A 20,815-nucleotide genomic window follows, 5' to 3' on the forward strand; every position below is an offset into this window, starting at 1 on the left:
TGCCAAGACCTCCTAGTGTTAGACATTGAGAAGGCCCATTCCCGCAGACCATGAGCGGGTCGACCTCTGTCGCTGCGGTAGTCAGTCAACTTGCGTTGCTGGGCTGGCGCCCGCTAGCCCCGAGAGGGTTGCTCGAGTTCTGTGTCAGCCTCTTTGCCCGCGTGGCGCCCGGCTGCAAAGGCCGCATCCACTGCTGCACGGGTTCGCTCCGTGCTGCTGGGCATGAGATGGGTGTAGGTGCGCAAGGTGAACCCGGGGTCGCTGTGGCCGAGGTATTCGGACACGGCGCGAATCGATTCGCCGGCGTCTAGCAGCACGGAGGCGTACCAGTGGCGTAGAGCGTGCATGCCGTTGTCACGCGATTGCTCGATGCCCACATGGGCTTGGCCGGGCTTCCAGAGCCGTGTGTTGAAGTAGTTGCGGTTGAGGGCAGAACGCTCGCGTGTGGTGAGTATGAGCCCTGCGCTCGACTTCTTGTCCGCCTGGGGCGTTCCCCACGGAAGCGTGATGCTCCGTCGCGGGTAGGTAGCGAGGTGGTTGCTGAGTTCCGTCGCGACGCTCTCGGGCAAGGGGACGGTTCGGGTGTGGTTCCCCCCGAATCGTGGAGGGCTTCCTTATGCGGCTTCCCGGTCGGGGGCCGCGGTGTTCTCGTAGCTGACCGGGCTCATCATGCCTGCCGAGCTGTGCCGGCGTTCGTGGTTGTAGAACCCGTAGCACCAGTCCAGCACGACAGCCTGGGCCTGGCGGGTGTGCTCGAACTCGTGGCGTGAGAGAACCTCCCACTCCAGGCTGCTGAAGAACGCCTCAGCGGCGGCGTTGTCGAAGCACGACCCGACCCGGCCCATCGACTGCCGGATGCCCATGTCGCGGCACAGCTTGGTGAACGAGGTCGCGGTGTAGGTCGAGCCCCGGTCGGTGTGGAAGATGACCCGCTTGGTCTCCTCGGTGCGCCAACCCGGCTGGTTGACCGCATCGACGCCACCGCGAGCCGCCACGGCCATCTTGATCGCCGCGCACGCCAGCTCGGCGTCGGGGTGCAGGCTGGTCGCGGCGCCGAGCAGACGACGCGAGTACAGGTCGATCACGGTGGCCAGGTACAGCTTCCCGCTGGCCGTGGGGATCTCAGTCATGTCGCCAACCCAGCGGGCGTTAGGCCGCTGCGCGGTGAAGTCACGGCGCAGCAGGTCGGCGAACTTCGGTGCGGTCTTGTCCTGGCGTGTCAGACCGTTCCTCCGCTTGATCCGCCGGGCGACCAGCCCCTGGCGGCGCATCGAGTCCGCGACGGTCTTCTCGCTGACCTCCCACCCATCATCGAGCAGGTCAGCGTGCAACCGCGGGGAGCCGTGCAGGCCCCGCTTCTTGGTGAACATCACCTTCACGGCCCGGTCGATGGTGTAGCGGCGACGGTCCATAGCGGTGAACAGGCCGCTCGAGGCGCCCGGGCCGAGCGACCGGTCGCGCCACTTGTAGAACCACGCCAGGGACACCCCCAGCAGCAGGCAGGTCATCGTGTGCGGCACCCGGTAGATCGTCCTCTGGTCGGCGATGAAGCGTGCCACGCTCACTTCGTCGCCTCCTTCACCCACAGGACCACGGATCGCTTGAGGACATCACGCTCCATCCGGAGCTCGGCGTTCTCAGCACGCAGCCGCTTGAGCTCCTCGTGGTCGTCCTTCGACATTCCGTCGCGGCCCTCGCGTGCTTCCCGGGCCTGCTTGACCCAGTTGCCCAACGTGCCCTCGACCACGCCGAGGTTGCGCGCGACCTGAGCGATCGGCTTCCCGGTCTCTTCGACGATCCGGACAGCTCCCTCACGGAACTCCCGGTCGTACTTCTTCCGCTTCTGTGGCATCTCGATCCTCATTGTCGATGCCTCTACGGTCCGGGGGGAACCTCAGGGTCTTGTCGCCCTTCGGCAGGCCAAAGACCAGGCGGTTGCCTCCGAACACCTTGACTTGCCGCCTGACCTCCACAACTCCGCGGAGGAAGTCGACATCCTCGACCGCGAGCCCAAATACCTCGCCTTGGCGTAGTCCCAGCCCCGATCCCAACGTGACTGCGATCCTGTACTGCGGCGGAAGCGCGTCGTGCATGGAGGAGACCCACTCGGTCGGCCAAGGCACCACCTTGCGGCGCGACGTTGCGGGCCTTGTCACTGAACTCGCTTTGCACGGATTCTTGGCAATCATGTCGTCGTCGACCGCAGCCGAGAAGATGGCAGACACGTTAGAGAAGATGACGCGCCGGTAGGTCTCGGCCATCTCCATCGACCGTAGGAGCTTCTGGATGGTCGACGGCTTGATCTGTCGCAGCTCGAGGTGTCCTAGCGTCGGGAACACATGGAGCCTGAGTCGCAATTCGGTCGCCTCGTAGGTCAGCGGACTGAAGGTCCGACTGTCGAGCCACTCCTCGGCGTAGGCGCGAAATGAGATCCTGCCGGCGTCGACATCGAGGTAGGTTCCACGAAGTTTGTCCGCCTCGACCGTGTTGCGGAACGCAGCCGCCTCGGCCTTGCGTCGGAAGGTCTTACGACGCTGCCGCCCCTCGGGATCTCGGTAGTTGACGACGTAGCGAGGGCTGCCGTCGTCGGCTGGTCTCCCAGAGCTAATGCTTGCCATGGCAGCCCTCGGCAGCGTCGGACCGGGTGACCAAACATGCTGATGAGCATCTGCTCGCTGGTGGCGATGGAGTCGATTCCGGGTCAGGCTGATGGCCTGTCGGGATCACTGATTCTCCTCGAGTCGCAGCGTCCAATTGATCACGGTTGCTGCCCGCCAGCGCAGGTGCTTGCCGACACGGAAGCCGGCCGGGCCGTAACCTGTCGTCCGCCAGGAGTAGATGGTCTGCTTTGTCACGCCAAGGTAGGAAGCGACATCGTCGATGTCCCACAGCTCTTGGGCCTCGACCAGCCTGGGTGCCCGGCTTCCGCGGTCTCCGCGCCGCCGCGGCCCAAAGATTCCCGGTTCCATAGCCGGCACGTTCGAGTTCGTTGCCATCATCCAGCCCCTCCTCGCGGCGTTGACGGACAGTTGGTCTACGGGCACCTATGTCCGACGGCGGCATGGGAGCGATCACGTCGGCGGAAACGATGTGGCAGCAAGCTGACTCGGGCATCGCGGCGATGGTTGCCCAACTGTGCGATGCCAGGCTGGTGGCTCGGGCAACCGACCCGGGCCGCGACCTACCCGAAGAGTCCCCTGAGGACCGTGTGGCAGGAGATGGCGCTACCCAAATTTGTACCGGATTTGTAACAGACGAGCGGCTACCAACAGCAAACGCCGCCGAACGACCAAAAGGTCGCTCGGCGGCGTTTGTGCAGGTCAGCGGCTGTTCTTTGCGGTCGTTCGGCGTTGCTGAATGACCGCAGCCGGAGGCCCGGTTAGATGTCGTAATACAGCTCGAACTCGTGCGGATGCGGGCGGAGCTGGACAGGCAGGATCTCGTTGGAGCGCTTGTAGTCGATCCAGGTCTCGATCAGGTCGGGCGTGAAGACGTTGCCCTCGGTGAGGAAGTCGTGGTCGCGCTCGAGGTTGTCCATGACCGCGCCGAGGGAGGTCGGCACCTGGGCGATGTCGGCCATCTCGTCCGGCGGCAGCTCGTAGATGTCCTTGTCGATCGGCTCGGGCGGCTCGATCTTGTTCTGGATGCCGTCCAGGCCGGCGAGCAGCAGCGCGGAGAACGCGAGATAGGGGTTCGCCGACGGGTCGGGGCAGCGGAACTCGATCCGCTTCGCCTTCGGGTTCGCGCCGGTGATCGGGATCCGCACGCACGCCGACCGGTTCCGCTGGGAGTAGACCAGCGAGATCGGAGCCTCGAAGCCCGGCACCAGGCGGTGGTAGGAGTTCACCGTCGGGTTGGTGAAGGCCAGCAGCGACGGCGCGTGCTGCAGGATGCCGCCGATGTAGTGGCGCGCGGTGTCCGAGAGGCCGGCGTACCCCGTCTCGTCGTAGAACAGCGGCTCGCCGTCCTTCCAGATCGACTGGTGGCAGTGCATGCCCGAGCCGTTGTCGCCGAAGATCGGCTTCGGCATGAAGGTCGCGGTCTTGCCGTTGCGCCAGGCGACGTTCTTGACGATGTACTTGAACTTCATCACGTCGTCGGCCGCGCGCAGCAGCTCGTCGAACTTGTAGTTGATCTCCGCCTGCCCGGCCGTGCCGACCTCGTGGTGCGCGCGCTCGACGGTCAGGCCGACCGCCTCCAGCTCCTTGACCATCTCATCGCGCAGCTCGCCGAAGTGATCGTACGGCGCCACCGGGAAGTAGCCGCCCTTGTACTTCACCTTGTAGCCGCGGTTCGGGCGGTCCGCCGTACCGGCCGCGCCGGAGTTCCACGCGCCCGCCTCGGAGTCCACGCGGTAGAAGCCCTCGTTCGCCGAGGTCTCGAAGCGCACCTCGTCGAAGACGTAGAACTCCGCCTCCGGCGCGAAGAACGCGGTGTCGCCGATCCCGGTGCTCTGCAGGTAGGCCATCGCCTTCTTCGCGATGTTCCGCGGGTCGCGGGAGTAGGCCTCGCCGGTGATCGGGTCGTGGATGAAGAAGTTGAGGACCAGCGTCTTCGCCGTACGGAACGGGTCGATGTAGGCGGTCGTCGGGTCCGGCAGCAGCGACATGTCCGACTCGTGGATCGCCTGGAAGCCGCGGATCGAGGAGCCGTCGAAGGCCAGCCCGTCCTCGAAGACGGACTCGTCGAAGGAGGACACGGGCACGGTGAAGTGCTGCATCACGCCCGGCAGGTCGCAGAACCTGACGTCGACCATCTCGACGCCCTCGTCCTTGATGTAGCGAAGCAGTTCGTCGCTGTTCGAGAACATTCATCCTCCTTGGCCGCTGGCGGGGCCGGCGACCGCTGGGTCACGGTAGGGATGCGCGACGCGACGCTGCGCCGTGCGTGCCCCGCACGCTACGGCGGGGCGGTTTCTCGACCGTATCCGGTTTGTTTCGTCTGTGTAACGAGTGGTCGGCGGTCGGACCCTCGCACCCGATGGGTACGGTGTCCCGCGTGCAGACCGCCTCCTGGGGACGCCGCATCCTCGCGCTCCTTGTCGACTGGATCGCCTGCACCCTGGTGGTCATCGCGATCATCGGCGTCGACGGCTGGAGCGGCGACCGACTGTCCTCGCTCTACGTGATGCTGGTCTTCATCCTCGAGGCGACGGTCCTCACCGCGCTGGTCGGCGGGTCGTTCGGCAAGCTCGCCACCCGGCTGCGGGTCGTGCGGTGGCAGGGGTCCGGCTGGATCGACCTCCCGCGGTCCCTGCTCCGCGCCGTCCTGGTCGCCCTGGTGATCCCGCCGCTGGTCTTCCAGCCCGACGGGCGCGGCCTGCACGACCTCGCGGCCGGCTCGGCCGCCGTACCCCTCGACGAGGTCAGCCCGCGCTGACTTCGTGCTAGATGGTCAGCGGCCGCGCTGCTGGGAGCGCATCCCCTTCATCGACGTCGGCACCGGGCCCTTGGGCATCGGGATGTTGCCCCGGTGTGCGTCGATCGCCTTCAGCCGGTTGAGGATGTCGGTCATCTCGCCGGGCTTGACCTGGCGCTTCATCTTCATCAGGTGCCGGCTCAGCTTCGGCAACGGCACCTGGCCCTCGCCGTCGCCGACGATGATCTCCGAGACCGGCGTGTCGGCGAGCACCCGCTCGTGCTTGCGCCGCTCGGTCGCCATCAGCTGACGCAGCCGCGCCGGGTTGCCCTCACCGACCAGGACGACCCCCGGAGGGCCGACCACCCGGTGCACGAGGTCCTGCTGCTTGGTGAAGCCGACCATCGGGTCGGTCTTCCACCCGCGCCGCAGCGTCTGCAGCGCCGAGGCGGCCGCGCCGGTGCGACCCTCGATCTGGGAGTACATCGACCGCTGAGCGCGCCGGAAGAACACCATCGTCGCGGCCAGCAGGCCCAGCATGATCGCGCCGACCGCGGTCAGCACCCAGTCCAGCCAACCGCCGCGCGGCGGGATCAGCCAGAACAGCAGCCCGCCGACGAGGAACCCGAGCAGGAACGCCAGGAAGGTGATGAGCCCGATCTTCGGGTCGGTCTGCTTCGCCGCCCGGTAGGTCTGGGCGAGCTGCGCGCGGCGGCCCTGCTTCTTCTCGGGCTCGGCGTTCCTGGCCATGGGATCCTTCGGGTCCTTCCTGGATGTGCGGTGCTCTCAGGAGGAGGGTACGGCGTCGCCCGCCCGGGCCTCCATCGCCTGCTGGTAGAGCCGCCCCGCGCGGTAGGAGGAGCGCACCAGCGGGCCGGACATGACGCCGGCGAAGCCGATCTCCTTGGCCTCGTCGGCCAGCTCCACGAACTCCTCCGGCTTCACCCACCGCTCCACCGGGTGATGCAGCTTGGAGGGTCGGAGGTACTGGGTGATCGTCACCAGCTCGCAGCCCGCGGCGTGCAGGTCGCGCAGCGCCTGGGAGATCTCCTCGCGGGTCTCGCCCATCCCGAGGATCAGGTTCGACTTGGTCACCAGGCCGAAGTCGCGGGCGGCGGTCAGCACGCCCAGCGAGCGGTCGTAGCGGAACGCCGGACGGATCCGCTTGAAGATCCGCGGCACCGTCTCCACGTTGTGCGCCAGCACCTCGGGCCGGGACTCGAAGACCTCGGCCAGCAGGTCCGGCTTGCCGTTGAAGTCGGGGATCAGGTTCTCCACGCCGGTGTCGGGGTTGAGCTCGTGGATCGCCCGCACCGTCTCGGCGTAGAGCCACGCGCCGCCGTCGTCGAGGTCGTCGCGCGCGACGCCGGTGATGGTGGCGTAGCGCAGCCCCATCGTCTGCACCGACTCGGCCACCCGCCGCGGCTCGTCGCGGTCCAGCGGCTGCGGCTTCCCGGTCGCGATCTGGCAGAAGTCACACCGGCGGGTGCACTCGTCACCGCCGATGAGGAACGTCGCCTCCCGGTCCTCCCAGCACTCGTAGATGTTGGGACAGCCAGCCTCCTGACACACCGTGTGCAAGCCCTCGCTCTTCACCAGGCCCTGGAGGTGCTGGTACTCCGGGCCCATCCTCGCCCGGGTCTTGATCCACTCGGGCTTCCGCTCGATCGGGGTCTGCGAGTTGCGCACCTCCAGGCGCAGCAACTTGCGTCCTTCGGCTGTCGGAGAGGTCGTCACATCGCCCCACTGTACGCCGGTCGCGGTGAGCTCTCAGGGCACGTCCCGGCGCCGGAACGACCACGCCGAGAGCCCCACCGCCAGCACGAGCATCGAGCCGAAGTAGCGAGCGGACTCCCAGAGCGTGACCACGCCGTACTCCTTGCAGTCCATCCCCTCCGGCGGCCGCGGGCCGCTGAAGCAGGTCTGGGCCACCTCGCGGTAGTAGGTGGCCTTGCCGCCCACCCACGCGCCGACGTTCACCGGCAGCGAGAAGCGCTGGGCATCGGGGAAGGGGAGCATCACGAGGAGAACGCTGCTGAGGACCACGACGGCGAACATCGCTCCCAAGGTGAAGACCGTGGAGCGGAAGAGGTTGGTGACCGCGAACGCGCCCAGCGCCGCCGCCGCGACGAAGACCACCCCGCGCAGGCCGCTCTGCCAGATCCGGTCCACCACCTCGCCATGCGGGTCGATGTCGCGCAGGTAGGCCGTCAGCCCGATCCCGCCCCACAGGAGCGCCAGCGCGAGCGCGCTGGCCAGCAGGGCGAGGAGGACGACCGCCAGTGCCTTGGCCACGAACACCCGCAGGCGGCGCGGCTCGAAGAGCAGCTGGTTGCTCATCGACCCCGAGTTCCAGTCATGGCCGATGAACGTGGTCGCCGCGAGCATCATCAGCACGGTCACCAGGCTCAGCACCATGCCGGCCGTGGCGAGCTGATCGCCCCACCGCAGCGGCGGCCGGGCGAGGTACCACTCCACCCGCGGCCGGTTCTGCTCCAGACACTGGGCGCGCGCGTCATCGGTGTCCGGCTCGGCGCGCACCCCCCAGTCGCGCGGGGCAGCGGCGCACTCCTCGATCATCCGGTCGAACGAGCGCGAGCTCAGCTCGCGCTGCACCTGCGCGCGCGCCCGGGCCGTCTCCGCTGCGCTGACCGGGCGCGTCGACCACGCCACCAGAGCCGCGACCAACAGCGGGGCGATCAGGGCCACCAGGAGGAGTACGACGACCGCGCGGCGCTTGCGCAGCCGGGTCAGCTCGACCCGCACCAGCCGGATCATCGCCGCCATCCCTTCCGCCCGCCGCGGGGCTCGTCCGCGCCCAGCTCCTCGGCGGAGGTGAGGTCGAGGAAGAACGACTCCAGGTCCTGCCGGACGGGCGTGAGCTCGGCGACCCAGAGGCCCTGCTCGCCGAGCAGCCGGGTCAGGTCGGCGCCGGCCAGGTCACCCTCGACCCGCAGCGCCTGGGCGTCCGTCGTCACGCTCGCCCCGGCCGCACGCAGCACGGAGGCGGCCCGGTCGGGCTCGCCCACGACGACGCGGTGCGCCGTACCCGTCCCGGACAGCAGATCCTCGACCCGGCCACTGGCGAGCATCCGGCCGTTGCCGATGATGGTGGCGGAGTCGCACACCTGCTGGACCTCGGCGAGGATGTGTGAGCTCAACAGCACCGTGACGCCGGCGGCGCCCAGGTCGCGGATGGTGTCCCGGATCTCCCGGATCCCGGCCGGGTCCAGGCCGTTGGTCGGCTCGTCGAGGATGAGCAGGTCCGGCTGCTTGATCAGCGTGGCGGCGATCGCCAGCCGCTGCTTCATGCCGAGGGAGTAGGACTTGAAGCGCTCCCGGTCGCGACCGGTCAGCGAGACCGTCGCCAGCGCCTCGTCGACGCGGCTCGGTGGAGCGGCGATGGTGCGCGCGAGCAGCTGCAGGTTGGTGCGGCCGGTGAGGTTGGGGGAGAACTTCGGGTTCTCGACCACGGCCCCGACACGGTTCATCACCGCGGGGAGGCGTCGCGGCACCGGCTGGCCGAAGAGGCGCATCTCGCCGCGGGTCGCCCGCGCCAGCCCGAGCAGCATCCGGATCGTCGTGGTCTTGCCCGAGCCGTTCGGCCCGAGGAAGCCGTGCACGCCACCCGCCGGCACTGCCAGGTCCAGGTCGCGTACGGCGGTCCGGGTGCCGCGGCGCGTGCGGTAGTCCTTGCGCAGCCCATGGGTCTCGATCACCAGGTCGGCCATCGGCCCTCCTCCTCGTCCCCCGAGAGGTGGGCTCATCGTGGCAGGTCGGAGGCGTGGTGTCGCGCGACCCGCCCGGGGCTCAGGGAGTCACGAGCGGGATCCGGGGCGCGCGGCCGGGCTCCGGGCGGGGCTCGTAGTCGGGCGTGGCGTCGTACTCCTCCCACGCCAGGAACGTGCGCAGGTGCTCCTCGACGGCCGGCAGGACGTCGGTGGTGGTGACCCGGCGGCCGGTCTCCTCGGTGAGCGAGGTGACGCCCGCGTCGGAGATGCCGCAGGGGACGAAGCGGTCGTACCAGCCCAGGTCGACGTCGCAGTTCAGCGCGAACCCGTGCATGGTCACGCCGCGGGAGACCCGGATGCCGAGCGCGCCGATCTTGCGCTCCGGGCCGCGGTCGTCGGCGCGCAGCCAGACGCCGGAGCGGCCCGGGACCCGGGCGGTGGTGACGCCGAAGTCGGCGCACACGCGGATCAGCGCCTCCTCGACCCGGCGGACGTAGTCGACCACCTTGACGTGGTCGGGGAGCCGGACGATCGGGTAGCCCACCAGCTGCCCCGGCCCGTGGAAGGTGATCTTGCCGCCGCGGTCGACGTCGATCACCTGCGCTCCGCCGGCGTCCACGGGCTTCTCGTGCTCGTCGGTGCGCTTGCCGCAGGTGAAGACCGGCGGGTGCTCCAGCAGCAGGACGGTGCCAGCGCGGGTCGCCGCGACGACCTGGTCGTGCACCGCTCGCTGGAGGTCCCACGCGGCCTGGTAGTCCACGGCGTCCGCGCCGAGCCCGGCGACCTGGAACTCCAGCGGCATGCTCATGGCCCCGACCCTACTCGTGTGCCCTTTGGGGGCTCCCTGTGGCGCCTGCCTGTGGATAGCCGCCGGCACCGTTGCGTGAAGTGGGGCAGGGTGGCGGGCATGGAGACGGTCGAGGAGGAGTACGACGCCCGCTGGCCGCTCGCGCTGCTGGTGATCCTCACCGTGACGGGCGCGGTGATGGTGGGGGCCTTCATGTTCGTGGACTCCTCGCCGTCGCCCCGGCGGGCGGCCCCGGCTTCCTCGACCTCTCCTGCTGCGGCCTCCGCCTCACCGCCCGCGCCCTCCGGGCTCGCGGTGCTGCACGAGTGGGACCGGTCGCGGGCGCGCGCGTGGGCGGACGGGGACGTGCGCGCGCTGCGCGGCCTCTACGCCCGCGGGTCGGGGGCGGGGGAGCGGGACGTGGCGATGCTGCGCTCCTGGTCGGCGCGCGGCCTGCGGGTCGAGGGGCTGCGGATGCAGGTGCTCTCGGCCCGCGAGGTACGCCGTACTCCCTCGGTGGTGGTGCTGCGGGTGACCGACCGGGTCACCGGCGGCGTTGCCGTCGGCCGGGGCGTGCGCTCCCCGCTGCCCGTCGACGCGGCCTCCACCCGGGTGATCCGTCTCGAGCGCCGCGACGGCCGCTGGCTCGTCGCCTCGGTCCGCCGCGGCTGACCCCTTCGCCAGCCCGACCGCCCGCCTCAAACACCAACCCACCCGCCTACCCACCCACATCCCGCCGAGTCGGCGCTAGTTGACGCCCAGTCGGCGTCAATTGACGCCGACTCGCGGTGAAGTAGCGCCGACTCGCGGTGAAGAAGCGCCGACTCGCGGTGAAGAAGCGCCGACTCGGCGAGATGAGGGATGAGGGGAGAGGGATGGGGGAGGGCGGGGCCGGTCAGCGGAGGGCGGTGGCGAGGATGTCGCGGATGTCCACGTCGGCGAAGTCGAAGCCCGCGTCGAGGAGGACGCGGGGGACCGCGTTGACCGAGTTCAGCAGCTCGGGGGCCATCCGGCCGGCGCCGACCGAGAGGACAGGGGTGGGGACGAACAGTCGCGCGCGGCGCCCGACCGCGCTGGCCAGGGCGGCGGTGAACTCGGCGTTCGTCGGGGTCGAGGGGCAGCACAGGTTGACCGGGCCGCTGAGCCGCTCGTCCTCGGCGAGGAAGGCGACGGCGCCGGTCCAGTCGCGCAAGGAGATGCAGGGGAAGTACTGGTTGCCGGGGCCGAGTCGCGCGCCGAGCCCGAGCTTGAAGATCCAGACCAGCTGCTGCAGCGGGGGAGCCGCGTCGTCGAGCACGGGGGACGTGCGCAGGATGCACACCCGGGCACCGGCGGCGCGGGCCGGCTCGGTGGCGGCCTGCCAGTCGCGGGTCACGTCGGTCAGCAGTGCGTCGCCGCGGCTGTCGGCGGTCTCGTCCAGCGGGTCCCGGCCGTGGTCGCCGTAGTAGGAGATGCCGTTGCCGGCGAGGAACGCGGGCTTGCGGTCCGAGGCTGCGATGGCGTCGGCGAGGGTCGCCGTACCCCTCACCCGCGACTCCCGGAGCTCGCGCGCCCAGGAGGCCGAGTGCGGGTTGCCGGCCGTGGGCGAGCCGGCCAGGTTCACGACCACGTCGGCCGCCTCGATCGCGTCCTGGGGCACCTCGCCCGCCTCCGGGTCCCAGCGCACCTGGCCGGCCTCGGGCTCGCGGCGGACCAGGGGAGTGACCGTGTGGCCGCGGGCCTCCAGGACCTGCGTCAGATGGGTGCCGAGGAAGCCGGAGGCACCGGCGACGAGCACGTTCAGCGACATGACCTCACCCTGCCACGGATGACCGGTCGTGGCATCACCCTGCGAGATGGCGCCACCGGGCGGCCAGGTCGCGCCACGGCCCGGCGTCGGCCACCTCGCCGTCGACCAGCACCACCACCCGGTCGGCCTGAGCCAGCGCGGCCGCCTTGTTGCTCGCGCCGAGCACGGTCGCGCCGGCCTCCCGCAGCGAGCGCCACAGCTCGACCTCGGTAGCCGCGTCCAGCGCGGACGACACGTCGTCGGCCAGCAGCAGATCGCTCTCCGAGGCCAGCGCCCGCGCCAGCGCGAGCCGCTGCACCTGCCCACCGGACAGCCGCACCCCGCGGTGCCCGACCAGCGAGTCGGCGCCGCCGGCGTCGGCCACGTCGCGCTCCAGGCGCGCCGCGGCGACGGGTACGTCGACCCGACGGTCGCCGTGGTCGAGATGGATGTTGCCCGCGAACGTCCCCGAGAGCACCCGCGGCACCTGGGCGACGTAGGCCACCCGGCCCGGTCGCAGCTCGCGCTGCGGATCCTCGACCAGCCGGTCGTTCCAGTGGATGGCGCCGGTGCTGTGCACCAGCCCGGCCAGGGCCGCAAGCAGGCTGGACTTGCCGGAGCCGACCTGGCCCAGCAGCAGCACCAGCTCGCCCCGCCCGACGTCCAGGTCGACGCTCTCGACGCCGAGGGTGCCGTCGTCGTGCACCGCCGAGACCCCCTCCAGCCGCAGGCGCTGCAGCGGCTCGCGCTCCCCCGACTCGGGCAGCGGGGAGGTGCCCTCGACCATGTCCATCCCGGCCGGCAGGTGCATCAGGTTCCCACCGCCGGCGAGCCGGCTGGTGGCCTCCATCCACGCGCGCGTGCCCGGCGCCTCGGTCACCACCGAGCCCGCCACCCGGCCGAACCAGTCGAAGCCGCTGACCGCGTTGGCCACCAGCAGCGCGGTGGCCAGCTCCCACTGACCGGCCAGCAGGCCGGCCCAGGCGGCGACCACGCCGCCCTGCACCATGACGACGGGGACGCCGTCGAGCAGGGTCTGCACCCGGTGCTCGCGCACCGCCGCGTCCACCCGGCCGCCGTCGACGCGGCGCAGGTGGGCGTGGATCTGCGGGGTCGCGGCGGCGAGCTTGACCGTGCGCACCGACTCCAGGCACGAGACCAGCGCCTGCCCGAAGCCCGCGCGGGCCGTCGCCGCGGCCGCCGCGGACCGGCCTGCGGCGCGCCGGCCGAGCGAGGAGGCGAGCGCCGCGGAGACCATCACCACGAGCAGCACCGCTCCGGCCAGCCAGGTGCCGGCGATCAGCGCGGTCACCAGCGCGACCAGGAGGCCGTTGGTGAAGTCGACCTAGCGGTCGGCGTAGCGCGCGAGCCGGTCGGCGTCCATCGCCCGGGCCACCACCTCGCCGGGCGGGGTGCGCTCGAGCCGGCGCTGGTCGGTCTGTCCGGCGAGTACGGCGCCGCGCACGCGCAACCGCACCGAGATCCACCAGCGCGGATAGACCCGGAACGCCTCGGACAGCAGGAACGGGTTGCCCAGCAGGGAGACCAGCAGCAGCACCAGCAGGAGCGTGGGGACCTCGCCGTCCTGCAGCGTGGTCACCACCAGCCCCCAGACCCAGCCGGTGAGCGCACCGAAGGCGCCGGTCAGCGAGGCGAGGAGGAACAGCAGGGCGCCGAACAGGCCCCAGCGCGGCTCGACCCGCAGGGCGCTCCACACCTGCCGCGCGAGACTGGGTGTGGGCGTCAGGACGGGTGGCTCGGGCGGGGTCGTGGAGCGGCGGGCGCTGCCGATGGTGGTCTCGACAGGCTCGACCACCGAAGAGGTGGGCTCGACCGACGAGGAGGGGGCGGCGGATGCCTCGAGCAGCTCGCGGAACGGCCCGTCCTCGACGGCGAGGCGGGCGCGGGCGCCGTACTGCACGACGCGACCGGACTCGACGACCGCCACCTGCTCGGCCCGCTCGGTGGTGGAGAGCCGGTGCGCGACCAGGATGCCGGTGCGGCCGGAGATCAGCCGGTCGGCGGCGCGGACCACGCGGGCCTCGGTGACGGGGTCCATCCGGGCGGTGGCCTCGTCGAGTACGACGACCCGCACGTCGCGCACCAACAGGCGGGCGAAGGCCACCAGCTGCTCCTCCCCGGCGGACAGGCTGCTGCCGCCCGGGTCCAGGAGGGTGTTAAGCCCCTGCGGGAGCCCGGCCACCCAGCCGGTCAGACCGAGCTCCTCGACCGCGGCCTCCACCTCCGCGCGCGGGTTCTCGCCGAAGAGTGTGATGTTGTCGGCGAGCGTGCCGGCCAGGATCTCGGTGCGCTGGGTGACCACCCCGACCGCCTGTCGCAGCTGCTGCAGGTCGAGGTCGAGCACGTCCACGCCGCCCAGGTAGACCGTCCCCGGCTCGGGCTCGACCGCACGGGAGAGCAGCGAGGCCAGGGTGGACTTGCCGGAGCCGGTGCGGCCGACCAGCGCACAGGTGTGGCCCGCCGGCACCGTGAGGTCGACGCCGCTGAGCGCGAACGTGCCGCTGCCGTAGCTGAAGTGCAGGTCGTCGAACTCCACGCTCAGCGGACCGTCGGGCAGGGACCTCCCGCCGGTGGGCTCGGCGGGGGAGGCGAGCATGCCGCGCAGGCGCAGCACCGCGCCGAAGCCCTCCTGGATGTCGGGCAGGTGCATCGCGAGCATGCTCACCTGGCCGACGAACATGGTGGCGGCCAGGAACAGGGTCACCAGGGCGGCGGTCGACAGGTCGCCGGCGCCCACCATGACCACGCCGACGACCGCGATCGCCGCGAGCAGCCCGTTGAGCAGGATGCCGCTGCGCCGGGCCACCTGGATCTCCACCAACAGCACCCGGCGCAGCAGCTGGTGCACGACGGCGGCGTAGCCCGCGTTGCGACGCAGCACGTGCGCCTGCCCGAGGCTGGTGCGCAGGTCGTCGCGCGCGGCGATGCCCTCCTCGGTGGACGCGGCGTGGTCGGTCCACGCGGCCTCCTCCAGCACCTTGCGCTCGGCGACCTGCGGCAGCAGCCGCCGGATCAGCAGCCACACCGCGAGGCCGGAGAGCGGGAAGAGGAAGAGCGCCGGCCACCAGGTGTACGTCGCGACCACCCAGAGCGGACCCGACGCGAGCAGGGTGCGCGAGGCCATCCAGACGCCCCAGCGCAGCAGCTGACCGACCTCCCAGGTGTCGTCGTCGATCCGGTCGAGGATCTCGCCGACCGCCTGCTCGGAGAGCTCGGCCAGCGGCTGGTGGAGGGCGGCGTCGAGCAGGTCCGCGCGCAGCCGGCCCTCGGCCCGGTCCACCACGGCGGCCCAGATGGTCTTGGCGACCGTGTCGATGACGGCAGCGCCCACGACGCAGACGGCCAGCGCGACCACGAGCGCCTGGGTCGGGGTCTCGGCCAGCCGGCCGGCGACGACCGAGCCGAGCGAGGTGCCGATGGCGCCGACGAAGGACAGCGTGTACGCCACCACGCTGGCGGGCCGGCGCAGCCGACGCCAGTCGACGGGTATGCGACCGGGCACCGGCGATCGGGTCGTCGCGGTGGTCGAGGTGTGGGTGATCTCGTCGGTGCTGCTCACGGTGAGGCCGACGCTATGCCAGGTCGCCGACAGTCCGCGCGTGCTTTTCCGTTCCCGGCGGAGAAGGGCCCCCGGGGACCGTGAAGCCGGTGAGCCATCAGATGACTCACCGGCTTCACGGTCGGCAGGGAGTACGGCGGCCGCGCCGCATCGCCGCGGGACGTGTGGAGAAGTGGTCGTCATGGCGACCGGTTCCCCACACGTCCGCGGGGTCACACGTCAGACCTCGAACTGGCCGGACTCCAGGCGCGCCTTCACGTCGCTCAGGAAGCGGCCGGCGTCCGCGCCGTCGACCAGGCGGTGGTCGTAGGTCAGCGCGAGGTAGACCATGTGCCGCACCGCGATCGTCTCGCCCAGGTTCGGGTCGTCGATCACGACCGGACGCTTCACCACGGCACCGGGGCCGAGGATCGCCACCTGGGGCTGGTTGATGATCGGGGTGTCGAAGAGCGCCCCGAAGCTGCCCAGGTTGGTGATGGTGAAGGTGCCGCCGGAGAGCTCGTCGGGCCCGATCTTGTTGGAGCGGGTACGCCCGGCGACGTCGGCGATCTTCTTCGCCAGCCCGGCCACCGACAGGTCGCCGGCGTCCTTGACGACCGGCGTCAGCAGGCCCTTCTCGGTGTCGACGGCGAAGGCGACGTTCTCCTGGTCGAAGTAGGTCACCTGACCCTTCTCGGTGTCGATCGCCGCGTTCAGCTTCGGGTGCTGCTTCAGCGCGTCGATCGCCGCTTTGGCGAAGAACGCCAGGTAGGTGAGCTTGACCCCCTCGCGGTTGAGGAAGTCGGCCTTGACCCGGTCGCGCAGCCGGGCGATCGCGGTCACGTCGACCTCCATCACCTGGGTCAGCTGGGCGGAGGTCTGGATCGACTCGACCATGCGCGTGGCGATGATCTTGCGCAGCCGGGAGAGGTCCTCGGTGGTGCCGCGCAGCGACGGGGAGGCGGTGCTCTCCGTGGAGGCGGGCGCCTTCGACGCGGCCGCGGCCGGGGCGGCCCCGGACGGGGCCGACGCGGCGGATGCGGCCGGCTGCTGCGCGGGCGCCTTGGCGGCCTCGGCGGCGGCCAGCACATCCTGCTTGCGGATCCGGCCGCCGACACCACTGCCGGTGACGGTGGAGAGGTCCACGCCGTGCTGGTCGGCGAGCTTGCGGACCAGCGGGGTGACGTACCCCGCGCCCTCGCCGCCGCTGCTGCTCGCCGCCGGCTGCGCCGGGGCGGGCTTCGACTCCTGGGCCGGCTTCTCCTGGGCCGGCTTCTCCTCGGCGGCGGGCTTCTCCTGCGCCGGCTCGGGCTCGGGCTGCTTCTCCTCCTGCGCCGGCTCCTCGGCGGGGGCCTCCTCCTGAGCCGGCTCCTCGGCGGGCTCCTCCGCGGGCGCCTCGTCCTTCCCGGAGTCCTCGCTCGGGGCGGCGTCGCCGGAGCCGATCACGGCCAGCTCGGCGCCGACCTCGACGGTCTCGTCCTCGGCGACCTTCTGCTCCAGCAGGGTGCCGGCGACCGGCGAGGGGATCTCGGTGTCGACCTTGTCGGTGGAGACCTCCAGCAGCGGCTCGTCGACGGCGACCTCGTCGCCGACGCTCTTCAGCCAGCGGGTGACGGTGCCCTCGGTGACCGACTCGCCCAGCGCGGGGAGGACGACGGCCTCGCCGGAGGAGGAGCCCGAGGCGGGCTTGGACTCCGCCGCGGGGGCGTCGGCCGAGGGCTGCTCGGTGGCGGGCTGCTCGTCCTCGGAGGACTCCGAGGACTCAGACGACTCCGAGGACGACTCGTCGGACGACTCCTCCTGCGCGGGCTCGGCGGCGGCCTCCTCGGTGGACTCCTCGGAGCCGGAGTCCGAGGACTCGCCGCCGCTGTCGGAGCCGCCGCCCTCGCCCTCGTCCCCGATCGAGGCGAGCACGGCGCCGACCTCGACGGTCTCGTCCTCGGCGACCTTCTGCTCCAGCAGGGTGCCGGCGACCGGGGAGGGGATCTCGGTGTCGACCTTGTCGGTGGAGACCTCCAGCAGCGGCTCGTCGACGGCGACCTCGTCGCCGACGTTCTTGAGCCAGCGGGTGACGGTGCCCTCGGTGACGGACTCGCCGAGTGCGGGGAGGGTGACTTCGCTGGCCATGGTGATGTCCTTCGCTCTTGTCGTGGTCTTCTCGTGCGGGGCGGAAAGGTCAGGAGTGCGCGTGCAGCGGCTTGCCGGCGAGCGCAAGGTGGGCCTCGCCGATCGCCTCGTTCTGGGTGGGGTGGGCGTGGATGAGGGGGGCGACGTCGTCGGCGTGCGCCTCCCAGCCGAAGATCAGCTGGGCCTCGCCGATCAGCTCGCCGACCCGGTCGCCGACGAGGTGGACGCCGAGCACCTGGCCGGCCTTGCCGTCCTCGCCGGTCAGGGCGACCAGCTTCACGAAGCCCTGGGTCTGCAGGATCTGGCTCTTGCCGTTGCCGCCGAGGTCGTAGGTGACGGTGGTGACGGCGTCGCCGTACCCCTCCCGCGCCTGCGCCTCGGTGAGCCCGACCGAGGCGACCTCGGGGTGGGAGTAGGTGACCCGCGGGATGCCCGCCTCGTCGATCGGCGCGGGGTCGAGGCCGGCGATCTCCTCGGCGACGAAGATGCCCTGCTGGAAGCCGCGGTGGGCCAGCTGCAGCCCGGGCACGATGTCGCCGACGGCGTAGACGCCCTCGAGGTTGGTGCGCAGCCGGTCGTCGGTGGGCACGAAGCCGCGATCCATCGCGACCCCCTGCTCGTCGTACCCCAGCCCCTCGGTCGACGGCCCGCGCCCGACGGCCACCAGCATCAGCTCGGCCTCCAGCACGTCACCGCCCTCCAACGTCACGGCCACGCCGGTGTCGGTGGTCTTGACCGACTGGAACGGCGTGCCGGTGCGCATGGTGATCTTGCGCTTGCGGAATGCGCGCTCGAGGGCCTTGGAGGACGCCTCGTCCTCGGCCGGGACCAGCCGCGGCAGTGCCTCGACGATGGTCACCTCGGCGCCGAAGGAGGCCCACACGCTGGCGAACTCCGAGCCGATGACGCCGCCGCCGAGCACGATCGCGGACTGCGGGACGTGCTCGAGGCGCAGCGCCTGCTCGGAGGTCAGGATCCGCTCGCCGTCGACCTCCAGGCCGGGCAGTGTGCGGGAGTAGGAGCCGGAGGCGAGGACGACGTTGGTGCCGGAGTACGCCGTCCCGTCGACGGTCACCTCGTGCGGCCCGGTGAGCTTCCCCTCGCCCTCGATCACGGTGATCCCGCGGGACTTGATCAGCCCGGTCAGCCCCTTGAACAGCCGGTTGACCACGCCGTCCTTGTAGGAGTTCACCCCGGCCATGTCGATGCCCTCGAGCTGCGCGCTCACGCCGAAGCGGGCGGCGTCGCGGGTGGAGTCGGCGACCTCGGCGGCGTGCAGCAGCGCCTTGGTGGGGATGCAGCCGCGGTGCAGGCAGGTGCCGCCCAGCTCGCCCTTCTCCACCAGGCCGACGCTCAGCCCCAGCTCCGCGGCCCGCAGCGCGCAGGCGTAGCCGCCCGACCCCGCACCCAGGATGAGTACGTCGAAGCTGTCGGTCTCCGCCACGCGCTGGGTCCTCCCTGGTCTGTCCGCCGTCCCTCGAAGGCGATCGGCCCCATCTTTGCACTCTCCGACACCCCGGTCGCAACAGGCCCGATCCGGCTCCGGCGGCTTCGGCCGTCGGGCACACTTGGCCCATGGGTCTCCTCGATCGGTTCCGCAGGGGGACGCGCATGCGTCGTCCCGGCGCCGATGCCGCGCGCACCGGGTCCACCACGGTCCGGGCCTCCTCGCGGGCCGACGAGGAGCACCTGCGCACCTGGGCCGAGGCCCGCCGCGGCGTCGAGGGGTTCGTCGAGCCGCGTACGGCGGTCAGCGACGTCACCCTGCTCCTGGTGGCCCACGACGGCGAGTGGACCCGGCGCCGCGTGCCCTCGGTGAAGTGGGCGCACGAGTTCTGCAACCGGCACCGGATCCCGTCCTACGACGCCGCGGTCGTGGGCGTCCCGCAACGGATGCGGGAGTGGAACCGGCGCCAGCGCTCCGGGGAGCGCTGAGGCTCAGGCAGTCGCGTCCGCGCCGCGCTGGCGGATGAACTCCACCAGCGTCGCCACCGCGAAGCCGGTGCCGCCCGGCGTCACGTCGCCGTAGGCGCCGCCGTTGTTGTACGCCGGCCCGGCGATGTCCAGGTGCGCCCACGGACGACCGTCGGTGAAGGCCTGCAGGAACGCCGCGGCGTAGAGCCCACCGCCCCAACGGTTCCAGTCGTGCTGGAGCACGTCGGCGATCTTGCTCGCCTTCGTGCGCTCGACGATCTCGTCGGGGATCGGCATCGGCCACTGCGCCTCGGCCGCGGCGCGGCCGGCCTCGAGCACCTCCTCGACGACCTCCTCGGTGCCGAGCACGCCGCCGACCCGGTCGCCCAGCGCGAGCATCATCGCGCCGGTCAGGGTGGCGACGTCCAGGATCACGTCCGGGTCGTCCTCGCCCGCGCGCACCAGGGCGTCGGCCAGGACGAGGCGGCCCTCCGCGTCGGTGTTGAGCACCTCGACGGTGGTGCCGCCGTACATCGTCAGCACGTCGCCGGGACGCGTCGCGTTGCCGGAGACCATGTTCTCCGCCATCGGGGCGTAGCAGGAGACCTTCACCGGCAGCTCGAGCGCGGCCACGGCGAAGGTCGCCTGCAGCACGGCGGCGGCGCCGGCCATGTCGCACTTCATCGTGGTCATGCCCTGCGCCGGCTTGATCGACAGGCCGCCGGAGTCGAAGGTGATGCCCTTGCCCACCAGGGCGACGTGCCCCTGCGGGTCCTTCGGGCTCCAGGTGAGCTCCACCAGCCGCGGCGGGGCGTCGGAGCCGCGGCCCACGCCGAGGATGCCGCCGAAGCCGCCGTCGGCCAGCTCCTGCTCGTCCAGCACGCGCAGGGTGAGCTGCTTGGTCCGGCCCTTGGCCGCGGCCTTGTGCTGGGCGGCCACGGAGTCGGCGAACTTCTCCGGGGTCAGGTCGGCGGCCGGGGTGTTCACCCAGTCGCGTGCCGCCGCGACCGCGCCGGCGACCGCCTCGGCGTCGGCGAAGGCCTGCTCGGCCTCCTTCTTCCGCGCGATGGGGGAGAGGACCACGACGTCGTTGGGCGCCTCGCTCCCGCCGGAGGACTTGTAGGGGGTGAACGTGTAGCCGCCCAGGCGCGAGCCCTCGGCGACCGCCCGGACGAGCTCGGGGGAGTCGGCCGGCAGCGCATAGGCGACCGAGGCGGCGTTGGTGATGGAGCGCGCGGCGGCGCCCGCGGCGCGTCGTACGGCGACCGGGTCGACCGCGTCCTTCGCACCCAGGCCGGCCAGCACCACCAGCGGCGCCCGCAGCACGCCGCCCGTGGGGACGGTCAGCACCTCGCCCGTCTTGCCCTTCACGCCCAGCGAGGACAGCAGCGGCCGCAGCCGGCGACCCCAGGCATCGGCGACGTCCTCCGCGCCGGTCGCCAGCTCGACGCCCTTCGTGGTGGAGACCACGCCGACGACCACGACGTCGGCACGGGTCTTGGCGGGGCTGGCGCTGCGCAGGGTGTAGGTCGTCACCCGCCGCAGGCTATCCGGTCGGTGCCGGGTGTAAC

General features: G+C 71.3%; 20 protein-coding genes and 1 pseudogene. 4 read left to right on the top strand and 17 right to left on the bottom strand.

Annotated elements, in window-relative coordinates; genetic code table 11:
* Positions 1 to 113 precede the first annotated feature (113 nt).
* From K8W59_RS06855 to K8W59_RS06875, 5 genes and pseudogenes are all read right to left on the bottom strand, one after another.
* Positions 114 to 581 (bottom strand): annotated as a pseudogene (locus K8W59_RS06855) (tyrosine-type recombinase/integrase); the annotation flags it as partial.
* A 33-nt stretch (positions 582 to 614) separates the two neighbouring features.
* Entirely contained in the window at positions 615 to 1,565 is a 951-nt protein-coding gene (locus K8W59_RS06860) for an IS3 family transposase (RefSeq protein WP_223396340.1), read from the bottom strand.
* Positions 1,562 to 1,852: a transposase gene (locus tag K8W59_RS06865; RefSeq protein WP_223396547.1), complete on the bottom strand. Its 291-nt coding sequence runs from the start codon at positions 1,850 to 1,852 to the stop codon at positions 1,562 to 1,564. Before K8W59_RS06865 ends, K8W59_RS06860 begins: the two co-directional genes overlap by 4 nt.
* Positions 1,812 to 2,618 carry a site-specific integrase gene (locus tag K8W59_RS06870; protein ID WP_223398728.1) on the bottom strand — a complete coding sequence of 269 codons (807 nt, stop codon included), beginning with the start codon at positions 2,616 to 2,618 and terminating at the stop codon, positions 1,812 to 1,814. The genes K8W59_RS06865 and K8W59_RS06870 overlap by 41 nt, the downstream gene beginning before the upstream one ends.
* 105 nt (positions 2,619 to 2,723) lie before the next feature.
* A complete protein-coding gene (locus K8W59_RS06875; RefSeq protein WP_148615125.1) occupies positions 2,724 to 2,999 on the bottom strand; it encodes a helix-turn-helix transcriptional regulator in 276 nt (91 codons plus the stop codon).
* Positions 3,000 to 3,046: 47 nt separating this feature from the next.
* On the opposite strand from K8W59_RS06875, the gene K8W59_RS06880 reads away from it, so the two are divergent.
* On the top strand, positions 3,047 to 3,361 hold the full coding sequence (locus K8W59_RS06880) for a hypothetical protein (protein WP_148615124.1): 315 nt from the start codon (positions 3,047 to 3,049) through the stop codon (positions 3,359 to 3,361).
* Positions 3,362 to 3,379: 18 nt separating this feature from the next.
* Here K8W59_RS06880 and glnA read toward each other — a convergent pair whose 3' ends face one another.
* Entirely contained in the window at positions 3,380 to 4,810 is a 1,431-nt protein-coding gene (gene glnA / locus K8W59_RS06885) for a type I glutamate--ammonia ligase (RefSeq protein WP_223398738.1), read from the bottom strand.
* Between the two features lie 188 nt (positions 4,811 to 4,998).
* Here glnA and K8W59_RS06890 point away from each other — a divergent pair, with 188 nt between their 5' ends.
* The gene (locus tag K8W59_RS06890; RefSeq protein WP_223398741.1) at positions 4,999 to 5,379 is read left to right on the top strand and encodes an RDD family protein; all 381 of its coding nucleotides are present in this window, start codon (positions 4,999 to 5,001) and stop codon (positions 5,377 to 5,379) included.
* A 15-nt stretch (positions 5,380 to 5,394) separates the two neighbouring features.
* On the opposite strand, the gene K8W59_RS06895 is transcribed toward K8W59_RS06890, so the two are convergent.
* The 5 genes from K8W59_RS06895 to lipB all read right to left on the bottom strand — a co-directional run bounded on the left by K8W59_RS06895 (position 5,395) and on the right by lipB (position 9,897).
* Positions 5,395 to 6,108 (bottom strand): DUF4191 domain-containing protein, encoded by a 714-nt coding sequence (locus K8W59_RS06895; protein WP_223398743.1) that lies wholly within the window; start codon positions 6,106 to 6,108, stop codon positions 5,395 to 5,397.
* Between the two features lie 36 nt (positions 6,109 to 6,144).
* Positions 6,145 to 7,095 (bottom strand): lipoyl synthase, encoded by a 951-nt coding sequence (gene lipA, locus K8W59_RS06900; protein ID WP_223398753.1) that lies wholly within the window; start codon positions 7,093 to 7,095, stop codon positions 6,145 to 6,147.
* Between the two features lie 33 nt (positions 7,096 to 7,128).
* Complete coding sequence (locus K8W59_RS06905) at positions 7,129 to 8,136, bottom strand: ABC transporter permease subunit (RefSeq protein WP_223398763.1); 1,008 nt, start codon at positions 8,134 to 8,136, stop codon at positions 7,129 to 7,131.
* On the bottom strand, positions 8,133 to 9,089 hold the full coding sequence (locus K8W59_RS06910) for an ABC transporter ATP-binding protein (protein WP_223398765.1): 957 nt from the start codon (positions 9,087 to 9,089) through the stop codon (positions 8,133 to 8,135). Before K8W59_RS06910 ends, K8W59_RS06905 begins: the two co-directional genes overlap by 4 nt.
* A 79-nt stretch (positions 9,090 to 9,168) precedes the next feature.
* Positions 9,169 to 9,897 (bottom strand): lipoyl(octanoyl) transferase LipB, encoded by a 729-nt coding sequence (lipB, locus tag K8W59_RS06915; RefSeq protein ID WP_223398767.1) that lies wholly within the window; start codon positions 9,895 to 9,897, stop codon positions 9,169 to 9,171.
* Positions 9,898 to 9,996: 99 nt separating this feature from the next.
* On the opposite strand from lipB, the gene K8W59_RS06920 reads away from it, so the two are divergent.
* On the top strand, positions 9,997 to 10,548 hold the full coding sequence (locus tag K8W59_RS06920) for a hypothetical protein (RefSeq protein WP_223398769.1): 552 nt from the start codon (positions 9,997 to 9,999) through the stop codon (positions 10,546 to 10,548).
* 223 nt (positions 10,549 to 10,771) lie between these two features.
* Here K8W59_RS06920 and K8W59_RS06925 read toward each other — a convergent pair whose 3' ends face one another.
* The 5 genes from K8W59_RS06925 to lpdA form a co-directional block, all read right to left on the bottom strand.
* On the bottom strand, positions 10,772 to 11,665 hold the full coding sequence (locus tag K8W59_RS06925) for a TIGR01777 family oxidoreductase (protein WP_223398771.1): 894 nt from the start codon (positions 11,663 to 11,665) through the stop codon (positions 10,772 to 10,774).
* Positions 11,666 to 11,699: 34 nt separating this feature from the next.
* Positions 11,700 to 12,956: an ATP-binding cassette domain-containing protein gene (locus K8W59_RS06930; protein WP_223398774.1), complete on the bottom strand. Its 1,257-nt coding sequence runs from the start codon at positions 12,954 to 12,956 to the stop codon at positions 11,700 to 11,702.
* 33 nt (positions 12,957 to 12,989) lie between these two features.
* Positions 12,990 to 15,224 (bottom strand): ABC transporter ATP-binding protein, encoded by a 2,235-nt coding sequence (locus K8W59_RS06935; protein WP_223398776.1) that lies wholly within the window; start codon positions 15,222 to 15,224, stop codon positions 12,990 to 12,992.
* A gap of 219 nt (positions 15,225 to 15,443) precedes the next feature.
* Entirely contained in the window at positions 15,444 to 17,330 is a 1,887-nt protein-coding gene (gene sucB / locus K8W59_RS06940) for a 2-oxoglutarate dehydrogenase, E2 component, dihydrolipoamide succinyltransferase (RefSeq protein ID WP_223398778.1), read from the bottom strand.
* 49 nt (positions 17,331 to 17,379) lie between these two features.
* Entirely contained in the window at positions 17,380 to 18,774 is a 1,395-nt protein-coding gene (lpdA, locus tag K8W59_RS06945; RefSeq protein WP_223398780.1) for a dihydrolipoyl dehydrogenase, read from the bottom strand.
* A gap of 167 nt (positions 18,775 to 18,941) precedes the next feature.
* Here lpdA and K8W59_RS06950 point away from each other — a divergent pair, with 167 nt between their 5' ends.
* Positions 18,942 to 19,265 carry a hypothetical protein gene (locus K8W59_RS06950; RefSeq protein ID WP_223398782.1) on the top strand — a complete coding sequence of 108 codons (324 nt, stop codon included), beginning with the start codon at positions 18,942 to 18,944 and terminating at the stop codon, positions 19,263 to 19,265.
* Between the two features lie 3 nt (positions 19,266 to 19,268).
* Here the strand turns inward: K8W59_RS06950 and K8W59_RS06955 are convergent, their stop codons facing one another.
* Entirely contained in the window at positions 19,269 to 20,780 is a 1,512-nt protein-coding gene (locus tag K8W59_RS06955; protein ID WP_223398784.1) for a leucyl aminopeptidase, read from the bottom strand.
* Positions 20,781 to 20,815 lie beyond the last annotated feature (35 nt).

The sequence above is a fragment of the Nocardioides rotundus genome, assembly GCF_019931675.1.
In the GTDB taxonomy this organism is placed as follows: Bacteria; Actinomycetota; Actinomycetes; order Propionibacteriales; family Nocardioidaceae; genus Nocardioides; species Nocardioides rotundus.

Coding starts and splice junctions, on each gene's coding strand:
- K8W59_RS06865 (WP_223396547.1), bottom strand. CDS start 1,852: ATGCCACAGAAGCGGAAGAAGTACGACCGGGAGTTCCGTGAGGGAGCT.
- K8W59_RS06870 (WP_223398728.1), bottom strand. CDS start 2,618: ATGGCAAGCATTAGCTCTGGGAGACCAGCCGACGACGGCAGCCCTCGC.
- K8W59_RS06875 (WP_148615125.1), bottom strand. CDS start 2,999: ATGATGGCAACGAACTCGAACGTGCCGGCTATGGAACCGGGAATCTTT.
- K8W59_RS06880 (WP_148615124.1), top strand. CDS start 3,047: ATGTCCGACGGCGGCATGGGAGCGATCACGTCGGCGGAAACGATGTGG.
- glnA (WP_223398738.1), bottom strand. CDS start 4,810: ATGTTCTCGAACAGCGACGAACTGCTTCGCTACATCAAGGACGAGGGC.
- K8W59_RS06895 (WP_223398743.1), bottom strand. CDS start 6,108: ATGGCCAGGAACGCCGAGCCCGAGAAGAAGCAGGGCCGCCGCGCGCAG.
- K8W59_RS06905 (WP_223398763.1), bottom strand. CDS start 8,136: ATGATCCGGCTGGTGCGGGTCGAGCTGACCCGGCTGCGCAAGCGCCGC.
- K8W59_RS06910 (WP_223398765.1), bottom strand. CDS start 9,089: ATGGCCGACCTGGTGATCGAGACCCATGGGCTGCGCAAGGACTACCGC.
- lipB (WP_223398767.1), bottom strand. CDS start 9,897: ATGAGCATGCCGCTGGAGTTCCAGGTCGCCGGGCTCGGCGCGGACGCC.
- K8W59_RS06920 (WP_223398769.1), top strand. CDS start 9,997: ATGGAGACGGTCGAGGAGGAGTACGACGCCCGCTGGCCGCTCGCGCTG.
- K8W59_RS06925 (WP_223398771.1), bottom strand. CDS start 11,665: ATGTCGCTGAACGTGCTCGTCGCCGGTGCCTCCGGCTTCCTCGGCACC.
- sucB (WP_223398778.1), bottom strand. CDS start 17,330: ATGGCCAGCGAAGTCACCCTCCCCGCACTCGGCGAGTCCGTCACCGAG.
- K8W59_RS06950 (WP_223398782.1), top strand. CDS start 18,942: ATGCGTCGTCCCGGCGCCGATGCCGCGCGCACCGGGTCCACCACGGTC.